Below are 17,568 nucleotides of genomic sequence, written 5' to 3'. Positions count from 1 at the left end.
GCTCGACAGTGAGAGGCCCTGGATGCGACTCAGCCCGTCCGCCCACGTCGACACGTTCTGCCGCGACAACCTGCCGCCGCAGGAGCAGTGGCCGGTGCTGCGCTTCGACGTGCCGGAGGTGCAGTACCCCGAGCGCCTCAACTGCGCCGTCGAGCTGCTCGACGCCATGGTCGAGCGCCTCGGCCCCGACCGCCCCTGCCTCCTCGCCCCGGACGGGACTCGCTGGACCTACGGCGACCTGCTCGAGCGGGCCAACCGCATCGCCCACGTCCTCGCCGAGGACCTCGGCCTGGTGCCGGGCAACCGCGTGCTGCTGCGCGGCCCCAACAACCCGGGCCTGGTCGCCAGCTGGTTCGGGGTGCTCAAGGCCGGCGGGGTGGTCGTTCCCACCATGCCGATGCTGCGAGCCGGCGAGCTCTCCACCATCGGCTCGATCGGGCAGTTCCAGCTCGCCCTCTGCGACAGCCGCTTCACCGAGGACCTCCAGGCAGCCCACATCCCCGACCTGCGCACCGTGACCTACGGCGCCACCGGTGAGGGCGGCGAGCTCGACGCCCTCGCCGCAGACAAGCCGAGCGACTTCACCAACGTCGACACCGCTGCCGACGACGTCTCCATGCTGGCGTTCACCTCGGGCACCACCGGCCGCCCCAAGGCGACCATGCACTTCCACCGCGACGTGCTCGCCAACGCCGACACCTTCTCCCACCACGTGCTCCGCCCTGAGGCCGACGACGTCTTCACCGGAACCCCGCCGATCGCGTTCACCTTCGGCCTCGGCGGGCTGGTCGTCTTCCCGATGCGGGTCGGCGCCGCCACCCTGCTGGTCGAGCGCGCCACCCCCGACCAGCTCGCCGAGCTGATCGAGCAGCACGGCGTGACGGTCTGCTTCACCGCCCCCACGGCATACAAGGCCATGATCGCCAGCGGCAACGCGAGCCGGCTGGCCTCCCTGCGCCGCGCCGTCTCGGCCGGCGAGCACCTCCCCCGCGCCACCTGGGAGGCGTTCCGCGAGGCCACGGGCGTCAGGCTCATCGACGGCATCGGCTCCACCGAGATGCTGCACATCTTCATCTCCGCCGCCGACGACGACATCCGCCCCGGCGCCACCGGCAAGCCGGTGCCCGGCTACGTCGCGAAGGTCGTCGACCTCGACGGCAACGAGGTGCCCGACGGCGAGCCCGGTCGCCTGGCCGTGCAGGGCCCGACGGGCTGCCGCTACCTCGCCGACGACCGCCAGCTCGTCTACGTCCAGGACGGCTGGAACGTCACCGGCGACACCTTCGTCCGCGACGAGGACGGCTACTTCTGGTACCAGGCCCGCAGCGACGACATGATCATCTCCTCCGGCTACAACATCTCGGCGCCCGAGGTCGAGGAGGCGCTGATGTCGCGCGACGACGTCCTGGAGTGCGCGGTGGTCGCCTCACCCGACGAGGCGCGCGGCCACGTCGTCAAGGCCTTCGTCGTGCCTGCAGGAGGGCTGGACACGCTCCCCGACGAGGCCTCGCGGGCCGCCCGCGCCAAGGAGCTGCAGGACCACGTGAAGTCGGTGATCGCGCCCTACAAGTACCCGCGCGTCATCGAGTTCGTCGACACCCTGCCGCGCACCTCCTCGGGCAAGCTGCAGCGGTTCAAGCTGCGCCAGCTCGAGCACCAGAAGGCGGGCGAGCCGGCGCTGTGACGCCACCTGCGACCCAGCCGTCGATCCGCGTCGAGCGGACGGTGGAGTGGCCGGACACCGACGCCGCCGGCCACTACCACCACTCCAGCGTCATCCGCTGGGTCGAGGCCGCCGAGTCCGAGCTGCACCTCGCCCTCGGCCTGCCCGAGCTGTTCGGCCACGTGCCGCGCGTGCACTACGAGGTCGACTACCTCGAGCGCCTGTGGTTCCGCGACCAGGTGGTGGTGGAGCTGCGCATCGCCGAGGTCGGGCGCACCTCGCTCACCTACGACTTCGAGGTATGCCGCGGCGAGACGCCCGCTGCCCGCGGACGCCTCGTGTGCGTGCGGTCCGACCCGGCCGGCGAGGGCGCCCAGCCGTGGCCGGACAAGGTGGCCGCCATCCTGCGCGGCGAGGCGCCAGCCGTCGTCAGAGGGGCATGAACCGCCCGCCGTTGACGTCGAGCACGACGCCGGTGATGTAGGACGCCTCGTCGGAGGCCAGGAAGAGCGTGGGGTCGACGATCTCGCGCAGCTCGGGGAACCGGCTGAGGGGAATGGCGCTGAGCACCTCGTCGCGCTCGGCCGCGGGCATCTCGTCGTACATCTTCTGCAGCCTGCCGGTGAGGAACAGCCCGGGCGCCACGGCGTTGACCCGGATGCCGCGCGGGCCGACCTCGCGGGCCAGCCGGCGGGTGAGGCCGAGCACGGCGGCCTTCGACGCGGCATACGGCACCCCCGTCACCGGCGAGGGCTGGCGGCCACCGATCGAGGAGACGGTGACGACCGCGCCGCGCTCGCCCATCTGCGCGACGGCCGCCTGGGCGCAGTAGAAGGTGCCCTTGACGTTGACGTCGACGACCAGGTCGACGTCCTCGGGGGCGATGTCCTCCACCGCCTTGGGCGTGCCCAGCGACCCGCCGGCCAGGGTCACCAGCACGTCGAGGCCACCGAGGTCGTCGCGGACCTGCGCCATGAGGTCGGCGACGGCGCGCTGGTCGCGCACGTCCACGGCATACCCCTTGGCGCCGGCGCCCCCGGCGCCCCCGGCTCCGGAGGTGCCGGTCGACAGGGCGGCGGCGGTCGCGTCGCAGGCGGCCTGGTCGAGGTCGACCACGGCCACCGCGGCCCCCTGAGCGGCGAAACCCTCGCAGACCGCCCGGCCGATGCCGCCGGAGCCGCCCGTGACGACGGCGACCCGCCCAGCAAAACGGTCCGCGAAGCGGTCCTGGAGCTGGCTCATCTTCATACCGTTCTGTTGACGATCGTTTCCAGCGCAACATACTCTGGCGGTCGACCACTGGACAACAGGAGTGCCTGTGAAGATCGCTGTGATCGGCGGCGGCCCGGGGGGCCTGTACTTCTCCGCCCTCGCCAAGCAGCTCGGCCCGCACCACGAGATCACCGTCTGGGAGCGCAACGCGCCCGACGACACGTTCGGCTTCGGCGTGGTGTTCTCCGACGAGACCCTCGGCGGCATCGAGCACGCCGACCCGGCGGTCTACGCCGCGATGCAGCGCGAGTTCGCCCGCTGGGACGACATCGACGTCCACTTCCGCGGCGAGGTGTTCACCAGCGGCGGGCACGGGTTCGCCGCGATGAGCCGCAAGCGGCTGCTCGAGATCCTCCAGGAGCGCTGCCGCGACCTCGGGGTGACGATGCACTTCCTCACCGAGGCGCCCGACGTCGAGGAGCTCTCGCGCACCCACGACCTGGTGCTCGCCTCCGACGGCCTCAACTCGGCGGTCCGCCGCCGCTACGAGGAGACCTTCCGCCCCACGCTCGACGTGCGGAAGTGCAAGTACATGTGGCTCGGCACCTCGAAGGTGTTCGACGCCTTCACGTTCCACATCCTCGACACCCCGCACGGCGTCATGCAGGTGCACGGCTACCCCTTCGACGACAAGGGCTCGACCTTCATCCTCGAGATGCACGAGGACGTCTGGCGCGCCGCGGGGTTCGACGCCTTCGCCGACCGCGAGTGGCGCCCCGGCGACTCCGACGAGAAGTCGATCGAGAAGGTCAAGGACCTCTGCGGCGACATCCTCGGGGGCCACGACGTGATGGCCAACAACTCGCGCTGGATCTCCTTCACCACCATCCGCAACGAGAGCTGGCGGCACGACAACGTCGTCATCCTCGGCGACGCAGCCCACACCGCGCACTTCTCCATCGGGTCGGGCACCAAGCTCGCCATGGAGGACGCCCTGGCCCTCGCCGCCTGCCTGCACGAGCACGACACCCTCGACGAGGCACTGACCGCCTACGAGGCGGAGCGCAAGCCGGTGGTCCAGTCCACCCAGCGCGCGGCCCAGGCCAGCCTCGAGTGGTTCGAGAACCTCGGGCAGTACACCCACCAGGAGCCGGCCCAGTTCGCGTTCAACATCATGACGCGCAGCCGCCGGGTCACCCACGACAACCTCAAGGTGCGTGACCCCGAGTTCGTCGCGGGCATCGACGACTGGTTCGCCGGGCAGGTCGAGGGCGGACGGGCCGACGCGCCCCCGATGTTCCAGCCTTTCCGGCTCGGTGGCCTCGAGCTCGCCAACCGGGTCGTCGTCTCCCCCATGGACATGTACGTCGCGAAGGGCGACGGCATGCCCACCGACTTCCACTTCGCCCACCTCGGCGGCAAGGCGCTCGGCGGCGCGGGCCTCGTCATGACCGAGATGGTCTGCGTCTCGGAACAGGGACGGATCACCCCTGGCTGCACCGGCATGTGGGACGACGCGCAGGAGCAGGCCTGGGCGCGCATCGTCGACTTCGTGCACCGCGACACCCCCGCCAAGATCGGCCTGCAGCTCGGCCACTCGGGCCGCAAGGGGTCGACCAAGCTCATGTGGGAGGGCATGGACCAGCCCCTCGAGGAGGGCAACTGGGAGGTCATCTCCTGCTCGCCGCTGGCCTACCAGCCGGGCGTCAACCAGGTGCCGCGGGAGATGACCCACGCCGACATGGCCGAGGTCAAGGCGCAGTTCGTCGACGCCGCGCGTCGTGGGGCCGACGCCGGCTTCGACCTGCTCGAGCTGCACTGCGCCCACGGCTACCTGCTGTCGTCGTTCATCTCGCCGCTGACCAACCAGCGCGACGACGAGTACGGCGGCAGCCTCGAGAACCGGCTCCGCTACCCGCTCGAGGTCTTCCGGGCCATACGCGCGGCGTGGCCGGCCGAGCGACCCATGACGGCCCGCATCTCCGCCACCGACTGGGTCGAGGGCGGCATCGACGTCGACGACGCCGTGCAGATCGCCCAGGCGTTCAAGGACGCCGGCGCCGCGGCCATCGACGTCTCCACCGGCCAGGTCACGCCCGACGAGGCGCCCGCGTTCGGCCGGTCGTACCAGACGCCCTTCGCCGACGCGATCCGCAACCGGGTCGGCATTCCCACGATCGCGGTCGGCATCATCTCGTCGTGGGACGACGTCAACTCGATCGTGCTGGCGGGCCGGGCCGACCTGTGTGCCGTGGGCCGGGCCCACCTCTACGACCCGAGCTGGACCCTCCACGCCGCGGTCGAGCAGGACTACGACGGCCCGGGCGCGCAGTGGCCGATGCCCTGGCGCGCCGGCCGCCGCAAGCCGCAGGCCGGCCGCACCGACGGTCCCAAGCCGCGCCTGCAGCTGGTCCGCGAGGGCGCGACCGGCACCCGGCACGCCAGGTGGCGCCCGCATGACGCCTGAGCACGACGCCCCCGCCACGGGCCGTGACCCCCTCGCCGCCCTGTGGTCCGCCCGCAGCGTCGCCGTCATCGGCGCCAGCGACAAGGCCGGCTCCCTGGGACGGCTGCCGGTCGAGTTCCTCCAGCGCTACGGGTATGCCGGTCGCATCCTCCCGGTGCGCCCGGACGGCGCTCCCGTGGCCGGGCTGCGGTCGTACGCCTCGCTGCGCGAGTGCGTCGAGGAGCAGGGCCCGGTCGACCTCGCCATGGTCATGGTGGCCGCGTCGCGGGTGCTCGCGGCCGTGCAGGACTGCGCGGCCGCCGGAGTTCCGGTCGCGGTGATCTGCACGAGCGGCTTCGCCGAGACCGGCGAGCAGGGAGCGGCCCTGCAGGACGAGGTGGTGCGCGCAGCGCGCGACGGCGGGGTGCGCCTGGTGGGGCCCAACTGCATCGGCAGCGTGGGGGTCGCCACGGGTCAGGTCACCTCCTTCTCGCCGCTGTTCTCCGGTGAGCACACCGAGCTCGTGCCCGGCGACATCGGCTTCGTGAGCCAGAGCGGTGCCCTCGGCTACGGAGCCGTCTCGCTGGCCTTCGAGCGCGGGCTTGGCCTCGGCTGGGTGGTCAACACGGGCAACGAGGCCGACGTCTCGGCGGTCGAGGTCATGCGGTCCCTGACTGTCGAGCCGGGCTGCCGGGGGCTGCTCGCCTACCTGGAGACGGTCGCGGACTTCGAGGGCCTGCGGGCCGTCGCGGCCACCGGCACCCCCGTCGCGGTGCTCAAGGCGGGCCGTTCCGACGCGGGCGCCCGCGCGGCAGCCTCGCACACCGGGGCCCTCGCGGCGGGTGACCGGGTCGTCGACGCCGCCCTGCGACAGCTCGGCATCGTGCGTGTGGACGACGTCGACGAGCTGCTCGACGTGGGTGACGCCATGACGGCCCGGCAGCGCCCGAAGGGTCGACGCCTCGCGGTGGTCACGACGTCCGGCGGCTCCGGCATCCTCGCCGCCGACGCCATCGAGGCCCATGGTCTGCAGATGGCCGAGCTGTCACCGCAGACCCTGCGCGTGCTCGACGAGATCGTCCCGGCGTTCGGCTCGACGGCCAACCCGGTCGATGTCACCGCCTCGGTGATGAGCAACGCCAGCCTCTTCGACCGCACCCTCGACGTCATCGCCGACGACCCGGGCGTCGACCTCATCGTCGCGTGCTTCTGCGTGCTCACCGGCAAGGACGTCGACGACGTCGTGGCGAGCCTGGCCCGCGTGGCCGAGCGGTCCGGCATACCGGTGATCGCCGTCCGCACTGGTGCGGACCACCTCGCGCCCCGGGCAGGCGCGCAGATGCGCGCGGCCGGGATTCCCTGCTACCCCACGCCTGCCCGGGCGGTCCGCGCGGCGGCGGCCCTGGTCCAGCTCTCGGCCGAGCGTCCGTCCGCGCCTGCCCCGGCTCGCCTGTCCGGCGGGTCTGCCGGGTCTGCCGCCGAGGCGGTGCCGAGCGCCGGTGCCAGCGAGCAGGAGATGAAGGAGCTGCTGGCAGCCGCCGGCATCCCCGTGCCGGGCGGCCGGGTCGCCACCTCGGCGGAGGATGCCCGCGAAGCCGTCGCAGAGGTCGGCGGCCACGCGGTGCTCAAGGCCGTCGTGCCCGGCCTGCTGCACAAGAGCGACGCCGGAGGCGTCATCGTCGGCGTGACCGCCCAGGACGCGGGCGCCGCTTGGGAGAAGGTGGCGGCGCTCGGCGGAGAGGTGCTCGTCGAGGAGCTCGTGCCCGGCGGCGTCGAGGCCCTCGTCGGTGTCTCGCCCTCACCGCTGGGTCCGGTGCTGGCCGTCGGTGTCGGTGGCGTGCTCACCGAGGTGCTCCACGACGTCGCCCTCCGGGTGCTGCCGGTGGGGCGCGACGGCGTGGAGGCGATGGTCGACGAGACCCGGCTCGGCGCCCTGCTCTCCGGGGTGCGCGGAGCCGCTCCGGCCGACCGTGAGGCCCTGGTCGAGGCCGTGCTGCGGGTCAGCGACCTGGTCGCAGCATGGCCCGCCGGCTTCGAGCTCGACCTCAACCCCGTGACGGTGCTCGCAGCCGGCCGCGGCGTGCGCGTGCTCGATGCGGCCTACATCGCCCCGACCGGCCCCACCGCCCGCCAGGAGGCCTGACAGACATGGACATCGGCACACTCGTCACGCGCGCGGCGCAGCGCTTCGGCGACCGGGTCGCGGTGGAGGGCCCTGACGCCGACCGCACCTTCGCCGAGCTCGGCGACCGGGTCACCCGCATTGCCAACGGCCTTCTCGCGCAGGGCCTCCGCCCCGGCGACCGGGTGCTCGACCTGCAACGCAACTCCACGGCATACCTCGAGACCGACCTCGCCATCCGCGCGGCCGGGCTGGTCCGCGCCGCCCTCAACCACCGCCTGCACCCCAGCGACTGGGAGCGCATCGCCGCCGACTCCGGGGCCCGCGGGCTCATCTACGACCCGGCCTCCGAGGAGCAGACCGCGGCCCTCCGCGACGACATCGACGTCGTCGTGTGCACCGGCGACGGCCCTGGGCTGACGCTCGAGAGGCTCATCGCCGAGGCGTCGTCGGGCCGCATCCCCGCGCGGGAGCCGGACGCCCTGTGCGGCCTGCACTACTCCTCCGGCACGACCGGGCATCCCAAGGGCGCGCAGCGCACCCACCGCAACTGGATGGCCTCGGTGGTCAACATGACCCACGACGTGCTCGGCGGACCGCCCGGCGTCGACGACTGCTACGTGCACGCCGGCCCGATCACCCACACCTCGGGGCTCTTCGTGCTGCCGTTCCTCGTGGCGGGTGCGCGGCAGGTCATCCAGCCGGCCTGGGACCCGGAGGAGTTCGTCGCCGCGGTCCGCGAGCGGGGGGCCACGCACACGGCCGTCGTGCCGACGATGGTGGCGCGGCTGCTCGCCTCCGGCGCGGACCGCGACGCCCTGCGGGGCCTGAAGATGCTCGGGTATGCCGGTGCCCCGATGCCGCCGGAGCAGATGCGGCAGGCGCACGAGCGCCTCACCCCCCACCTGGTGCAGTACTACGGCCTCGTCGAGGCCATTCCGCCGGTCACCGTGCTCGACGCCGCCGACCACGCGCGTGGGCTCGCGGGCGAGACCGAGCTGCTGACCTCCGCCGGCCGCCCCGCGCTCGGTGTCGAGATCGCCGTCGTCGACGAGGACGGCCGCGAGGTGCCACCCGGCGAGACCGGCGAGGTCGTCACCCGCGGTGACCACGTCATGGCCGGCTACTGGAACGCCGAGCAGCGCACCGACCTGTCGAAGTCGGTCGTCGACGGCTGGCTCCACACGGGCGACCTCGGCCGGATGAGCGCTGACGGCCACCTCTGGCTCATCGACCGCAAGGGCGACATGATCATCAGCGGCGGCTACAACATCTACCCCCGCGAGGTCGAGGAGGTCATCGCCGAGGTGCCCGCCGTGGCGGAGGTCGCCGTCGTCGGCGTGGCCGACCAGGACTGGGGCCAGCGCGTCGTCGCCGTGGTGACCGCCCGTCCCGGCTCGTCGGTCGACCCCGATGCCGTGCTGGCGCACTGCCGCGAGCGGATGGCGTCCTACAAGAAGCCCAAGGAGGTGCGGGTGGTGGCCGAGTTCCCGCTCAACTCCACCGGCAAGATCGCCAAGAAGGTGCTGCGCGAGCAGCTCGACGCGGAGCGCGCGGCGGACGGCCACAGCACCGTGGAGGTGGCGCGATGAGGGGCGAGGACCCGCGCCTGCGAGCCGACTACGCCCCTGAGGACGCCGAGCACCCGGGCGAGTTCCCCTACACCCGAGGGGTTTCCGCCGAGCCCAAGCCGTGGATCATGGGGCAGTACGCCGGTTTCGGCACTCCCCGGGAGTCCAACGAGAGGTTCCGCCGTCTGCTGGATGCCGGGGTGACCGGCTTCTCCGTGGCGATGGACCTGCCGACCCAGATGGGCATCGACAGCGACGACCCGCGCGCGGGCGGCGAGGTGGGACGGGTGGGCGTGGCCATCGACAGCCTCGCCGACATCGAGGTCCTCATGGACGGCATCCCCCTCGAGAAGATCAGCCAGGTCCGCACCACCGCCAACTCCATCGGATACGTCTGGGCGGCGCTCTTCATCGCCCTGGCCGAGAAGCGCGACGTCTCCCCCAACGAGTTCGGGCTGTTCATCCAGAACGACGTGCTCAAGGAGTTCATCGCCCGGGGCACGCAGATCTTCCCGCCGGAGCCGTCGCTGCGCCTGGCCGTCGACTGCATCGAGTACTGCGCCGAGCACGTCCCCAACTGGACGCCCCTGGCCATGAGCGGCTACCACATCCGCGAGTCGGGGGCCTCGGCCACGCAGGAGATCGCGTTCACCTTCGCCAACGCCCGCGCCTACCTCGACGAGTGCGTGCGTCGCGGGGTCTCCGTCGACGCCGTGGCGCCGACGCTGTTCACCTTCCTCGCGATCACCACCGACGTGCTGCAGGAGGTCGCCAAGTTCCGCGCGGCCCGGCGCGTGTGGGCCCGGCTGATGCGCGACCACTACGACGCCCAGGACCCCCGCAGCCACCAGCTGCGGATCTTCGCCTTCACCGCCGGCTCGTCGCTCACGGCGCAGCAGCCGCTCAACAACGTCGTGCGTGCCTCGGTGGAGGCGACCGCCGCCGCCCTGGCCGGCGTGCAGACGATGCACGTCTCCGCCTACGACGAGGCGCTCGGCGTGCCCACCGAGTCGGCCGCCACGCTGGCGCTGCGCACCCAGCAGGTGGTCGCCTTCGAGACCGGCCTCACCACGACCGTGGACCCCCTTGCCGGCTCGTATGCCGTGGAGCAGCTCACCGACGAGCTCGAGTCCTCGATCTGGCAGCTCCTCGAGCACATCGAGGAGCGCGGCGGCGCCCTGGCGTGCATCGAGTCCGGCGAGTTCGCCCGCGAGCTGAGCGACGCGGCATACCGGCACACCCTCGCGGTCGAGTCCGGCGAGCGGGTGGTCGTCGGCGTGAACCGCTTCCCGGCCCAGGCCGAGCCCCTCGAGGTGTTCCGCATCGACCCGGCGTCGGAGGCCGAGCAGGTGAAGGCGGTGCAGGAGGTGCGGGCGCGTCGCGACGGCGCCGCGGTGGACGCGGCTCTCGGGCGGCTGCGCGCGGACGTGGCCGAGGGCCGCTCGGTCATGCCCGCCACCGTCGAGGCGGTCAAGGCGTACGCCACCATCGGCGAGATCGTCGACGTGCTGCGCGAGGCCCACGGGCCCTGGGTGCCGAGCTCCGCCTTCTGAGACGGGCACGGACGAGCGCAGGGACGAACCCCGGGACGAGCGGCCTACAGGTCGCGGCGCGACACCAGCCCGAGCGCGAAGGCCCGTTCGACGAGCTTGGCCCGCTTCTGGTTCTGCGGCAGGTCCTCGATGTGGAACTTCTGGAACAGCGTGCGCAGGTGGGTCTTGACGGCGTCGACGCTGAGGAACACCTCGGCGGCGATCTGCAGGTTGGAGGCGGGGGTCGCGTACGGGGTCTCCTGCTTGTAGGGGCGGCAGAGTGCGACCAGGATCTGGCGCTGCGTCGGCGACAGCGACGACACCGTCATCACCTCGTCCTGCACCGTGGTCAGCTGCGAGGTCCTGCCCCGCACGTCCCGGAAGCTGATCGACGTCTCGCCCAGCACCAGGGTGTCACCGTCGTGCAGGCGCCGGCGGCCGCTGACCCGCTCGCCGTTGAGGAAGGTGCCGTTGCGCGACAGCCCGTCGTCGACGACCGTCCAGCTCGTCCCGACCCGGTCGAGCTGGGCGTGCAGGCGGGAGACCCTCTCGTCCCACGGGAGCCGCAGGTCGCACCCTGACCCCCTCCCGATCGTGACCGTCGTCAGGGACTCCAGCGCGACCACGTGCAGCGAGCCCTCGCCGTCGCGGTAGAAGAGCGAGGAGCCCCGCGCCCACGCATCGGCGGGCGCCGCGCCGTCTCCGGGCACGGCGCGTGGTTCCGGACCGGTCATCGCCGACCACGCTCCATCCCCCAACGATACGGCGTGGTCCACGCCCCGGGTCACGATGCGACCACTTCGAGCGGGGCGCTGTCCGCGGCACGCAGAGCGCTCCGGGCCAGGGCGACGTCGTCGGTGATGACGGCGTCGACCCCCCGGGTCGCGGCCCAGTGCAGGTCCTCGCGGCCGTTCACCGTCCAGGCCGTCACCGCGACACCGAGCCGGCGGGCGAGCCGCACGACGTCGGGGGCCATCCGGATCGCGGCCAGGCTCAGGTGCACCTCCTGGTGTCCGGCGTCGAGCGCGTGGCGCAGGGCCGTGAGGGCAGGAGCACGGGAACCCCCCAGCACCGCGGTGCGCATCGCGTCGTCCGAGCCGCGAAGCATGGCGAGCAGACGCCAGTCGAAGGACGAGACGGTGACCCCGACGCCCGCCGGGGCCTCTGCCAGGGCAGCCTGCAGCGCCCGCACCGTCGAGCGTGCCGAGGCGTGGTCGACAGCGGGCTTGGCCTCCACCACCACCTGGCAGGGACCTCGCCGCCCGGCGGCAGCGAGCACCTGCTCGAGGTTGGCCAGCCGGTCACCGGCCCTGGACGCGGCCCGGTGCAGCTCGCCCCAGGTGTGCGCCGCCACCTGCAGGCGCTTCCCGGCACCGGCCTGCAGCACGGAGTCGTGCGCGCACACGAGCACGCCGTCGGCGCTCAACCGCACGTCGACCTCGACACCGTCGGCGCCGCGGGACAGCGAGGTCTCGACGGCCTTCACGGAGTTCTCGGCGCGCTGCGGACCCGCGGACCCGCGGTGGCCGAACACGAGGACCCGCCGTCGGCGCGGCACGGACAGCGTGACCGTGGTGCGTGTGCTCATGGCAGGGACCCCTTCTGTGGCGGGAGGCTGCGGCCTCGTCCCACCGACGTTCCCGGACCGCCCCCGCCACCGGTAGCCACCGCAGGGGTGGGCTGCCCCCCTCGCAGGTGGCACCGACCACCCCCCTTGGTGGTGGTGCCACCAAGGTGTCGAAGCGACACACCCTCGGCGCACCCGGGCCAGCCCTGGGGTGCCTACCTCGGGCCACTGCGCCGGAGCACTCTCGAACCAGTCGGCAGGTCGCCGGCGGCGCAACGAGGAACAGGTGAGTCGGATGTCAGGTCCCGGCAGGCACGGCACGAGGACGCGGAGCTCGATCTCCACGGTGATGCAGACCGTTGCCGGTCCGGCGCTCACGCGCCCGACCCGGCTGTGCTTCATCGTCGAGGAGAAGTACGAGAACGACCGCATGCCGGCGGTGGTGGCCGACGCGCTCAGCGCGTGGGGCCACGAGGTGGACATCCTCCGTCCACACTCGACCCTCACCGACATCTCCGCCCTCGTCGGGAAGTCGTACGACGCGTACGTCCTGAAGACGGTGTCCTCCGGCCCCGGCCTCAGCATCCTCGAGTCTGTGGGCGCTGCAGGACTGGCCACCGTGAACGACTACCGGGCGATCCGCCTGGCACGCGACAAGGCCGTCGCCGCGAGCCGAGCCCAGGCGGCGGGAATCCCGTTCCCCACCACGTTCTTCGCCTCGCGCGCCAGCGTGCTGGCCCAGGTGCCGCGCGAGCAGTACCCGCTGGTCGTCAAGCCCAACAACGGCAGCTCCTGCGAGCAGATCCACCGCGTGGACAGCCCCGAGGAGCTCGAGCGCCTCGACCTCGACGACACCGGCTTCCTGCTGGCGCAGCCGTACCTGCCCAACCCCGGCTACGACGTGAAGCTCTACAGCACCGGTGACGAGGTCTTCGCCGCGGTGAAGCGCTCACCGCTGCACCCGGGCGAGGACGTGCTCGAGCAGCTGATCCCGGTGACGCCGGAGCTGCGCTCCATCGCCACGGCCGTCGGCCGCGTCTTCGGCCTCGACATCTTCGGGGTCGACGTGGTCGAGACCCCTCGGGGCTGGGTCGTGCTCGACGTCAACGACTTCCCCAGCTTCGGCGGGGTCCCCGACGTCGCCCGCCGCCTGGCTCGGACCGTGCTGCGGCTCGCCCACCGCGCGGCTGCCGCCGCCACCGCCTCCCTTCCCACCACCCGCTCCACGTTCGCCCTGGAGGTCTCAGCATGAAGATCTGCCTGCTCGCCGACGCCCGCCCGAACCCGGTGCTGGCGTCGGTCATGGACACCCTTGCCGAGCACCACGACGTGAGCGTGTGGAACCCGGCCGGCACAGCCGCCGACCAGCGCCGGGAGCCCTGGCCCTCGGGCGGCCCCGCCGACGTCTACCTCCTGAAGTCCCGCTCGCCGCAGGCGCGGGCCATCGGCTACAGCGCGCAGTGGTCCGGGGCGGTCGTGCTCAACAGCCCGGGAGCCACCTCCGCCGCCCTCGACCGCTGGGCCATGGCGACGATGCTGGACCTGGCCGAGGTGCCAGCCCCTCGGACCTGGTCGTTCCCCACCCTGTCGCTGATGGCCAGGGACGCCCTGACCCGGCAGTTCCTGCCCTGGCCGCTGGTGGTCAAGAGCCGCACCAGCTCGCGCGGCGACCTGGTGACGCTGGTGCACGACCTGCGCGGCCTGCTCGAGCTCGTGCCCGAGTGGGGCGACGAGCCCGTCATCGCCCAGCAGTTCGTCGAGAACGACGGCTTCGACATCAAAGTCTGGGTCATCGGCGACGACCTCTCGGCCGCGCGGCGCCCGGGCGCCCTCGAGGTGTGCGACAAGACCTCCGACGTCGCCCTGGCCGCCGACGAGATCCCGGACGAGTGGAGGCGGGTCGCCATGGCCGCCGGTGCGGCCCTCGGGCTGAGCCTCTTCGGCGTCGACCTGCTGATCACCGCCACGGGCCCCGTGGTCATCGACGTCAACGCCTTCCCCGGCTTCCGCGGCGCCCACGACCCGGCGCTCTCCCTGCTCCGCCTGCTCGAGACCCACACCACCGAAGGACTGGTGACCCGATGACCACCCTCGACCCGACCACCTGGCCGAGCCCCACGGGCCTGGCCGCCGTGCTCGACGACGCCCTGCGCACCTCCGACGGCCCCGCGGCCCGGCCCCCGCTGACCTACCTGAGGCGCAAGCCGCAGCGAGGGATGGTGGCCGTCTACGGCTCGCCCGGACGGGGGCGGGAGATGTACACCGTGTCGGTCGACGAGACCGCGATGGGCGCCGTGCCGACCGGGACCGTGGACCTCGGCGCGGGTCGCTGGGCGGGCGTTGAGGGCGGGGACGCCGACCTCTACGAGGTGCCGGCACTCGGGGTGACCATCGAGCGGTTCCCGCACGACGGCAAGCTGCACCACCTGGCGCTCGCCATGACCCCGACCGAGGGCGGGGCCCTGTGGCGAGCGCTGCAGGCGGCCTGCACCGGCACCCTGCGCTCGGTCGAGGCGTCCGCGCTGCGCTACAAGCCGGGAGACCGGTGCGTCATCCGCTACGACCTCCACTCCGACGGCACCGGCGCGGGGAGGGCGCAGACGTCAGTGGTCGGCAAGCTCTACGGTGACGCGGAGCAGGCCAGGGAGGCCCACGAGCTGATGGTGCGGCTGTGGGACCTGCAGGGCGAGCAGCCCTGGGCACCACGACCGCTCGGCGTCGCCGAGCCCCTGCCCCTCGTGCTGGCCGAGGACCTCGGCGATGCCCGGGACAGCACCCCCACCCTGGCGGGCACCGAGGTCATCCGGTTCGGCCGGCGCCAGCCCGTGGAGGCCCTCGAGCGCGCCGCCCGCGCGCTCGCCGAGCTGCACACGAGCTCGGCGGCCCTGCCACCTGCCCCCGCCCGCACCGGCGCCCAGGAGGCCGGCAAGGCCGCCAAGCGAGCTGCGACGCTGGGTCGCCACGTGCCCGAGCTCGCCGAACAGGCAGCGCTCGTGGCCCGCGCCCTGGGCGAGGCCCTGGAGCCGGAGCCGTGCGAGCAGCTCGTCCCCTGCCACGGGTCCTACAAGCCGAGCCAGCTGCTGTTCCGCGAGGGCGCCGTCTTCGTCGTGGACTTCGACCAGTTCTGCCACGCCGACGCCGCTTTGGACGTGGGCTACTTCCTTGCCTACCTGAGGCCGCCGAGCCTCTGGTACCACCGGGAGGGCACCCGCCGGTGGTTCGAGGAGGCGGCAGCCACCTTCCTCCGGGCGTACGACGCCCACCTCGCCGAGCGCGGGGTCGAGGCGGGGGTTCGCGCCGGCATCGAGCGCCGCTCCCACCTCTACGAGGCGGCCCTGCTCCTGAAGGTCGCCGCCCGTCGCGCGAACCGTCTGCACAGCCCGCGCCCGGGTGAGGTGCGGGCCCTGCTCGACGAGATGCGCCGGTGCGTCGCCGCCGCCGGACACTGATCAGCCGTCGAAGGTGACGCTGTCGCGGATCGTGGTGAAGAGGTCGCTGCGGGAGTCGAAGTCGTCGGGGGCGGTGAAGAAGGTCAGCAGCACCAGCCCACCGGTCTCGGGCAGGACGACGTCGAACCGCGCGGACAGCCGGGTGCCCGTCGCCTGCGGATCGGAGACGACCCCCTCGAACTCGTGCCCGTCCTGTCCCCCCACGCGCAGCTGGCGGTGCGTGGCCGCGAAGTCGACCTTGACGTCCTGCCCGAGCAGCGCCTGGATGGTGTTCTTCAGCCCGTCGATCGAGGTGTCCGACCCCGAGGCCTGGGTGTAGGCGTACACGCCCGTCGCGTCCCCCGGTGAGGTCGCGAGGAGCTCGCGGGGAGCAGCCCACCGGTCGGTCGTCTCGAGGAAGGCGTCGCCGGCCTCGTCCGGCCGCGGCGACAGCACGACGTCGGCGGCCGCGCCGGCGCGGGGGGTCCAGCTCTCGGGGCGGTTCAGGCTGAACGGAATGATCGCGTCGCGGTTGGCGAAGCGGACGAGGGACTCCTCCCTGCCGAGCCACAGGAACCCTCCCACGGCCAGCAGGGTCACGACCGCCAGTGCCACCCCCACCACGACCAGCTTCCGCCGTCGGCCCCCACCGGCCGGTGCAGCCGCCGGGCCGGCCTCGGCGTCCTCGCCCTCCTGCCGGTCCCCGCCCGGTTCGCCCTCGTAGTCCTCGGCGCCGTACTCCTGGTCCTCGGGCCCGTACTCCTGGCCCTCGTCACCCTGGTCCTCGTACCCCGCGGCTTCGTACTCCTCGGGCGGGTACCCGGCGGCTTCCTCGGCCTGGTCCTCCTCGACCCGCTCGCCGGCCACCCCGTATGCCGCTGCCAGCACGTCCTCGTCCCCCTCACCTTCGGTGGGCGCACCCCCGCCCCACCGGGGCGGCGCGATGGCCCCGGGGGGCAGCGACGGGTGGGACACCCACCGCACCGTCTCGCCGGACTCCTCCGGGGCCTGGGCCGGCTGGGCACCGGGCAGGGCAGGCGGTGCCCCCTCCGGGCCGGCGCCCGTCGGGTCGCCGGCGGCAGGTCGGTCCTCGAGCGGGTAGACCGAGCGGCCGTGCCGGGCGCCCTGTCGGCCCCCGGCGTGGCTCGCCGCAGGCAGGTCCATGCTGGGGCCCAGGGCGTACTCGAGGTCGCGGACGAGGTCCCGACAGGAGTCGTACCGGTCCTCCGGGGCCTTGGCCACCGCCTTCGCGACGACCTCGTCGACCGCCGCGGGAAGCTCCGGGCGCACCGCTGACACCGGTGGCGGCATCTCCACCAGGTGGGCCCACAGCACCGCCGCGTCGTCGTCGCGGCTGAACGGCAGCCGTCCGGTGAGGCACTCGTAGAGCACGCAGCCCAGCGCGTAGATGTCCGTGCTCGGTCCCACAGGCGCCCCCTGGATCTGCTCCGGGGAGACGTAGTCGACCGTGCCGAGGAAGTGCCCGGTGCCGGTCAGCGAGCCCGACAACGAGGTGGTCCGCTTGGTCAGCCCGAAGTCGGTGAGGTAGACGTGGTCGGGGTGGGCGTGTCCGGAGCGCTCGGCGACCGAGGTGATGAGGATGTTCCCCGGCTTGACGTCGCGGTGGACCAGGCCTAGCACGTGGGCGGCGTCGAGCGCGTCACCGATCTGGACGAACAGGCGCAGGATCCGTGCCGGGGGGAGCGCGCCCTCCCGGTTGAGAAGGGCCTTGAGGTCACTGCCCGGCACGTACCGCATGGCGATGAACAGGTGGCCGTCGGACTCGCCCGCCTCGTAGATCGGCACGATGTTGGGGTGGTCCAGCGAGGCCGCCAGACGGGACTCCCGGATGAACCGCTGCTGGAACTGCTCGTTCTCGGCGAGCGCCGGCGTGAGCAGCTTCAGGGCGACCTTGCGACCCAGCCGGGTGTCCTCCGCCCGGTACACGACCGCCATGCCACCGCGGCCGATCACGGACTCGATGCGGTAGCCGGCGATCTCAGTGCCGGGATCGATCTCCGCCACGG

13 protein-coding genes are annotated in these 17,568 nt (G+C 72.8%); 9 read left to right on the top strand and 4 right to left on the bottom strand.

All coding sequences use genetic code 11. From position 1 onward, the window contains the following. The first annotated feature begins 22 nt into the window (after positions 1-22). Complete coding sequence (locus tag P0Y31_RS04405; RefSeq protein WP_275866833.1) at positions 23-1,684, top strand: AMP-binding protein; 1,662 nt, start codon at positions 23-25, stop codon at positions 1,682-1,684. Then, a complete protein-coding gene (locus tag P0Y31_RS04400; protein ID WP_275866832.1) occupies positions 1,681-2,106 on the top strand; it encodes a thioesterase family protein in 426 nt (141 codons plus the stop codon). The genes P0Y31_RS04405 and P0Y31_RS04400 overlap by 4 nt, the downstream gene beginning before the upstream one ends. On the opposite strand, the gene P0Y31_RS04395 is transcribed toward P0Y31_RS04400, so the two are convergent. Beyond that, positions 2,093-2,905 (bottom strand): SDR family NAD(P)-dependent oxidoreductase, encoded by an 813-nt coding sequence (locus tag P0Y31_RS04395; RefSeq protein ID WP_275866831.1) that lies wholly within the window; start codon positions 2,903-2,905, stop codon positions 2,093-2,095. The two genes, P0Y31_RS04400 and P0Y31_RS04395, sit on opposite strands and share 14 nt — an antisense overlap. 76 nt (positions 2,906-2,981) lie before the next feature. Between P0Y31_RS04395 and P0Y31_RS04390 the strand changes: the two genes are divergently transcribed. Genes P0Y31_RS04390 through P0Y31_RS04375 form a run of 4 tightly spaced genes read left to right on the top strand, consistent with a single transcriptional unit; the run spans position 2,982 to position 10,567 of the window. Next, positions 2,982-5,342: a bifunctional salicylyl-CoA 5-hydroxylase/oxidoreductase gene (locus tag P0Y31_RS04390; protein ID WP_275866830.1), complete on the top strand. Its 2,361-nt coding sequence runs from the start codon at positions 2,982-2,984 to the stop codon at positions 5,340-5,342. Next, complete coding sequence (locus P0Y31_RS04385) at positions 5,332-7,464, top strand: acetate--CoA ligase family protein (protein ID WP_275866829.1); 2,133 nt, start codon at positions 5,332-5,334, stop codon at positions 7,462-7,464. The genes P0Y31_RS04390 and P0Y31_RS04385 overlap by 11 nt, the downstream gene beginning before the upstream one ends. A 5-nt stretch (positions 7,465-7,469) precedes the next feature. Then, entirely contained in the window at positions 7,470-9,035 is a 1,566-nt protein-coding gene (locus P0Y31_RS04380) for an AMP-binding protein (protein WP_275866828.1), read from the top strand. After that, complete coding sequence (locus P0Y31_RS04375) at positions 9,032-10,567, top strand: methylmalonyl-CoA mutase family protein (RefSeq protein ID WP_275866827.1); 1,536 nt, start codon at positions 9,032-9,034, stop codon at positions 10,565-10,567. Before P0Y31_RS04380 ends, P0Y31_RS04375 begins: the two co-directional genes overlap by 4 nt. A gap of 44 nt (positions 10,568-10,611) precedes the next feature. Here the strand turns inward: P0Y31_RS04375 and P0Y31_RS04370 are convergent, their stop codons facing one another. Next, positions 10,612-11,280, bottom strand: coding sequence for an FHA domain-containing protein (locus P0Y31_RS04370; protein WP_275866826.1), 669 nt, complete (start codon positions 11,278-11,280; stop codon positions 10,612-10,614). A 50-nt stretch (positions 11,281-11,330) separates the two neighbouring features. Beyond that, positions 11,331-12,134 carry a glycerophosphodiester phosphodiesterase gene (locus tag P0Y31_RS04365; protein WP_275866825.1) on the bottom strand — a complete coding sequence of 268 codons (804 nt, stop codon included), beginning with the start codon at positions 12,132-12,134 and terminating at the stop codon, positions 11,331-11,333. Positions 12,135-12,408: 274 nt separating this feature from the next. On the opposite strand from P0Y31_RS04365, the gene P0Y31_RS04360 reads away from it, so the two are divergent. From P0Y31_RS04360 to P0Y31_RS04350, 3 genes are read left to right on the top strand one after another with little or no spacing between them, the layout of a single operon-like run. Further along, complete coding sequence (locus tag P0Y31_RS04360) at positions 12,409-13,365, top strand: hypothetical protein (RefSeq protein WP_275867103.1); 957 nt, start codon at positions 12,409-12,411, stop codon at positions 13,363-13,365. After that, the gene (locus P0Y31_RS04355) at positions 13,362-14,198 is read left to right on the top strand and encodes an ATP-grasp domain-containing protein (protein WP_275866824.1); all 837 of its coding nucleotides are present in this window, start codon (positions 13,362-13,364) and stop codon (positions 14,196-14,198) included. The genes P0Y31_RS04360 and P0Y31_RS04355 overlap by 4 nt, the downstream gene beginning before the upstream one ends. Next, a complete protein-coding gene (locus tag P0Y31_RS04350; protein ID WP_275866823.1) occupies positions 14,195-15,562 on the top strand; it encodes a phosphotransferase in 1,368 nt (455 codons plus the stop codon). Before P0Y31_RS04355 ends, P0Y31_RS04350 begins: the two co-directional genes overlap by 4 nt. Here the strand turns inward: P0Y31_RS04350 and P0Y31_RS04345 are convergent, their stop codons facing one another. Further along, a complete protein-coding gene (locus P0Y31_RS04345) occupies positions 15,563-17,566 on the bottom strand; it encodes a protein kinase (protein WP_275866822.1) in 2,004 nt (667 codons plus the stop codon). Positions 17,567-17,568: the final 2 nt, after the last annotated feature.

Origin of the sequence: Knoellia sp. 3-2P3 (genome assembly GCF_029223115.1) — a bacterium.
Taxonomy (GTDB): Bacteria; Actinomycetota; Actinomycetes; order Actinomycetales; family Dermatophilaceae; genus Pedococcus_A.
This window is presented reverse-complemented; position numbering and strand designations above follow the sequence as displayed.

Excerpts from the sequence above, each read along its gene's own strand:
- P0Y31_RS04385 (WP_275866829.1), top strand. The coding sequence starts at position 5,332 with ATGACGCCTGAGCACGACGCCCCCGCCACGGGCCGTGACCCCCTCGCC.
- P0Y31_RS04365 (WP_275866825.1), bottom strand. The coding sequence starts at position 12,134 with ATGAGCACACGCACCACGGTCACGCTGTCCGTGCCGCGCCGACGGCGG.
- P0Y31_RS04350 (WP_275866823.1), top strand. The coding sequence starts at position 14,195 with ATGACCACCCTCGACCCGACCACCTGGCCGAGCCCCACGGGCCTGGCC.
- P0Y31_RS04380 (WP_275866828.1), top strand. The coding sequence starts at position 7,470 with ATGGACATCGGCACACTCGTCACGCGCGCGGCGCAGCGCTTCGGCGAC.
- P0Y31_RS04375 (WP_275866827.1), top strand. The coding sequence starts at position 9,032 with ATGAGGGGCGAGGACCCGCGCCTGCGAGCCGACTACGCCCCTGAGGAC.
- P0Y31_RS04360 (WP_275867103.1), top strand. The coding sequence starts at position 12,409 with ATGTCAGGTCCCGGCAGGCACGGCACGAGGACGCGGAGCTCGATCTCC.
- P0Y31_RS04370 (WP_275866826.1), bottom strand. The coding sequence starts at position 11,280 with ATGACCGGTCCGGAACCACGCGCCGTGCCCGGAGACGGCGCGGCGCCC.
- P0Y31_RS04395 (WP_275866831.1), bottom strand. The coding sequence starts at position 2,905 with ATGAGCCAGCTCCAGGACCGCTTCGCGGACCGTTTTGCTGGGCGGGTC.
- P0Y31_RS04355 (WP_275866824.1), top strand. The coding sequence starts at position 13,362 with ATGAAGATCTGCCTGCTCGCCGACGCCCGCCCGAACCCGGTGCTGGCG.
- P0Y31_RS04405 (WP_275866833.1), top strand. The coding sequence starts at position 23 with ATGCGACTCAGCCCGTCCGCCCACGTCGACACGTTCTGCCGCGACAAC.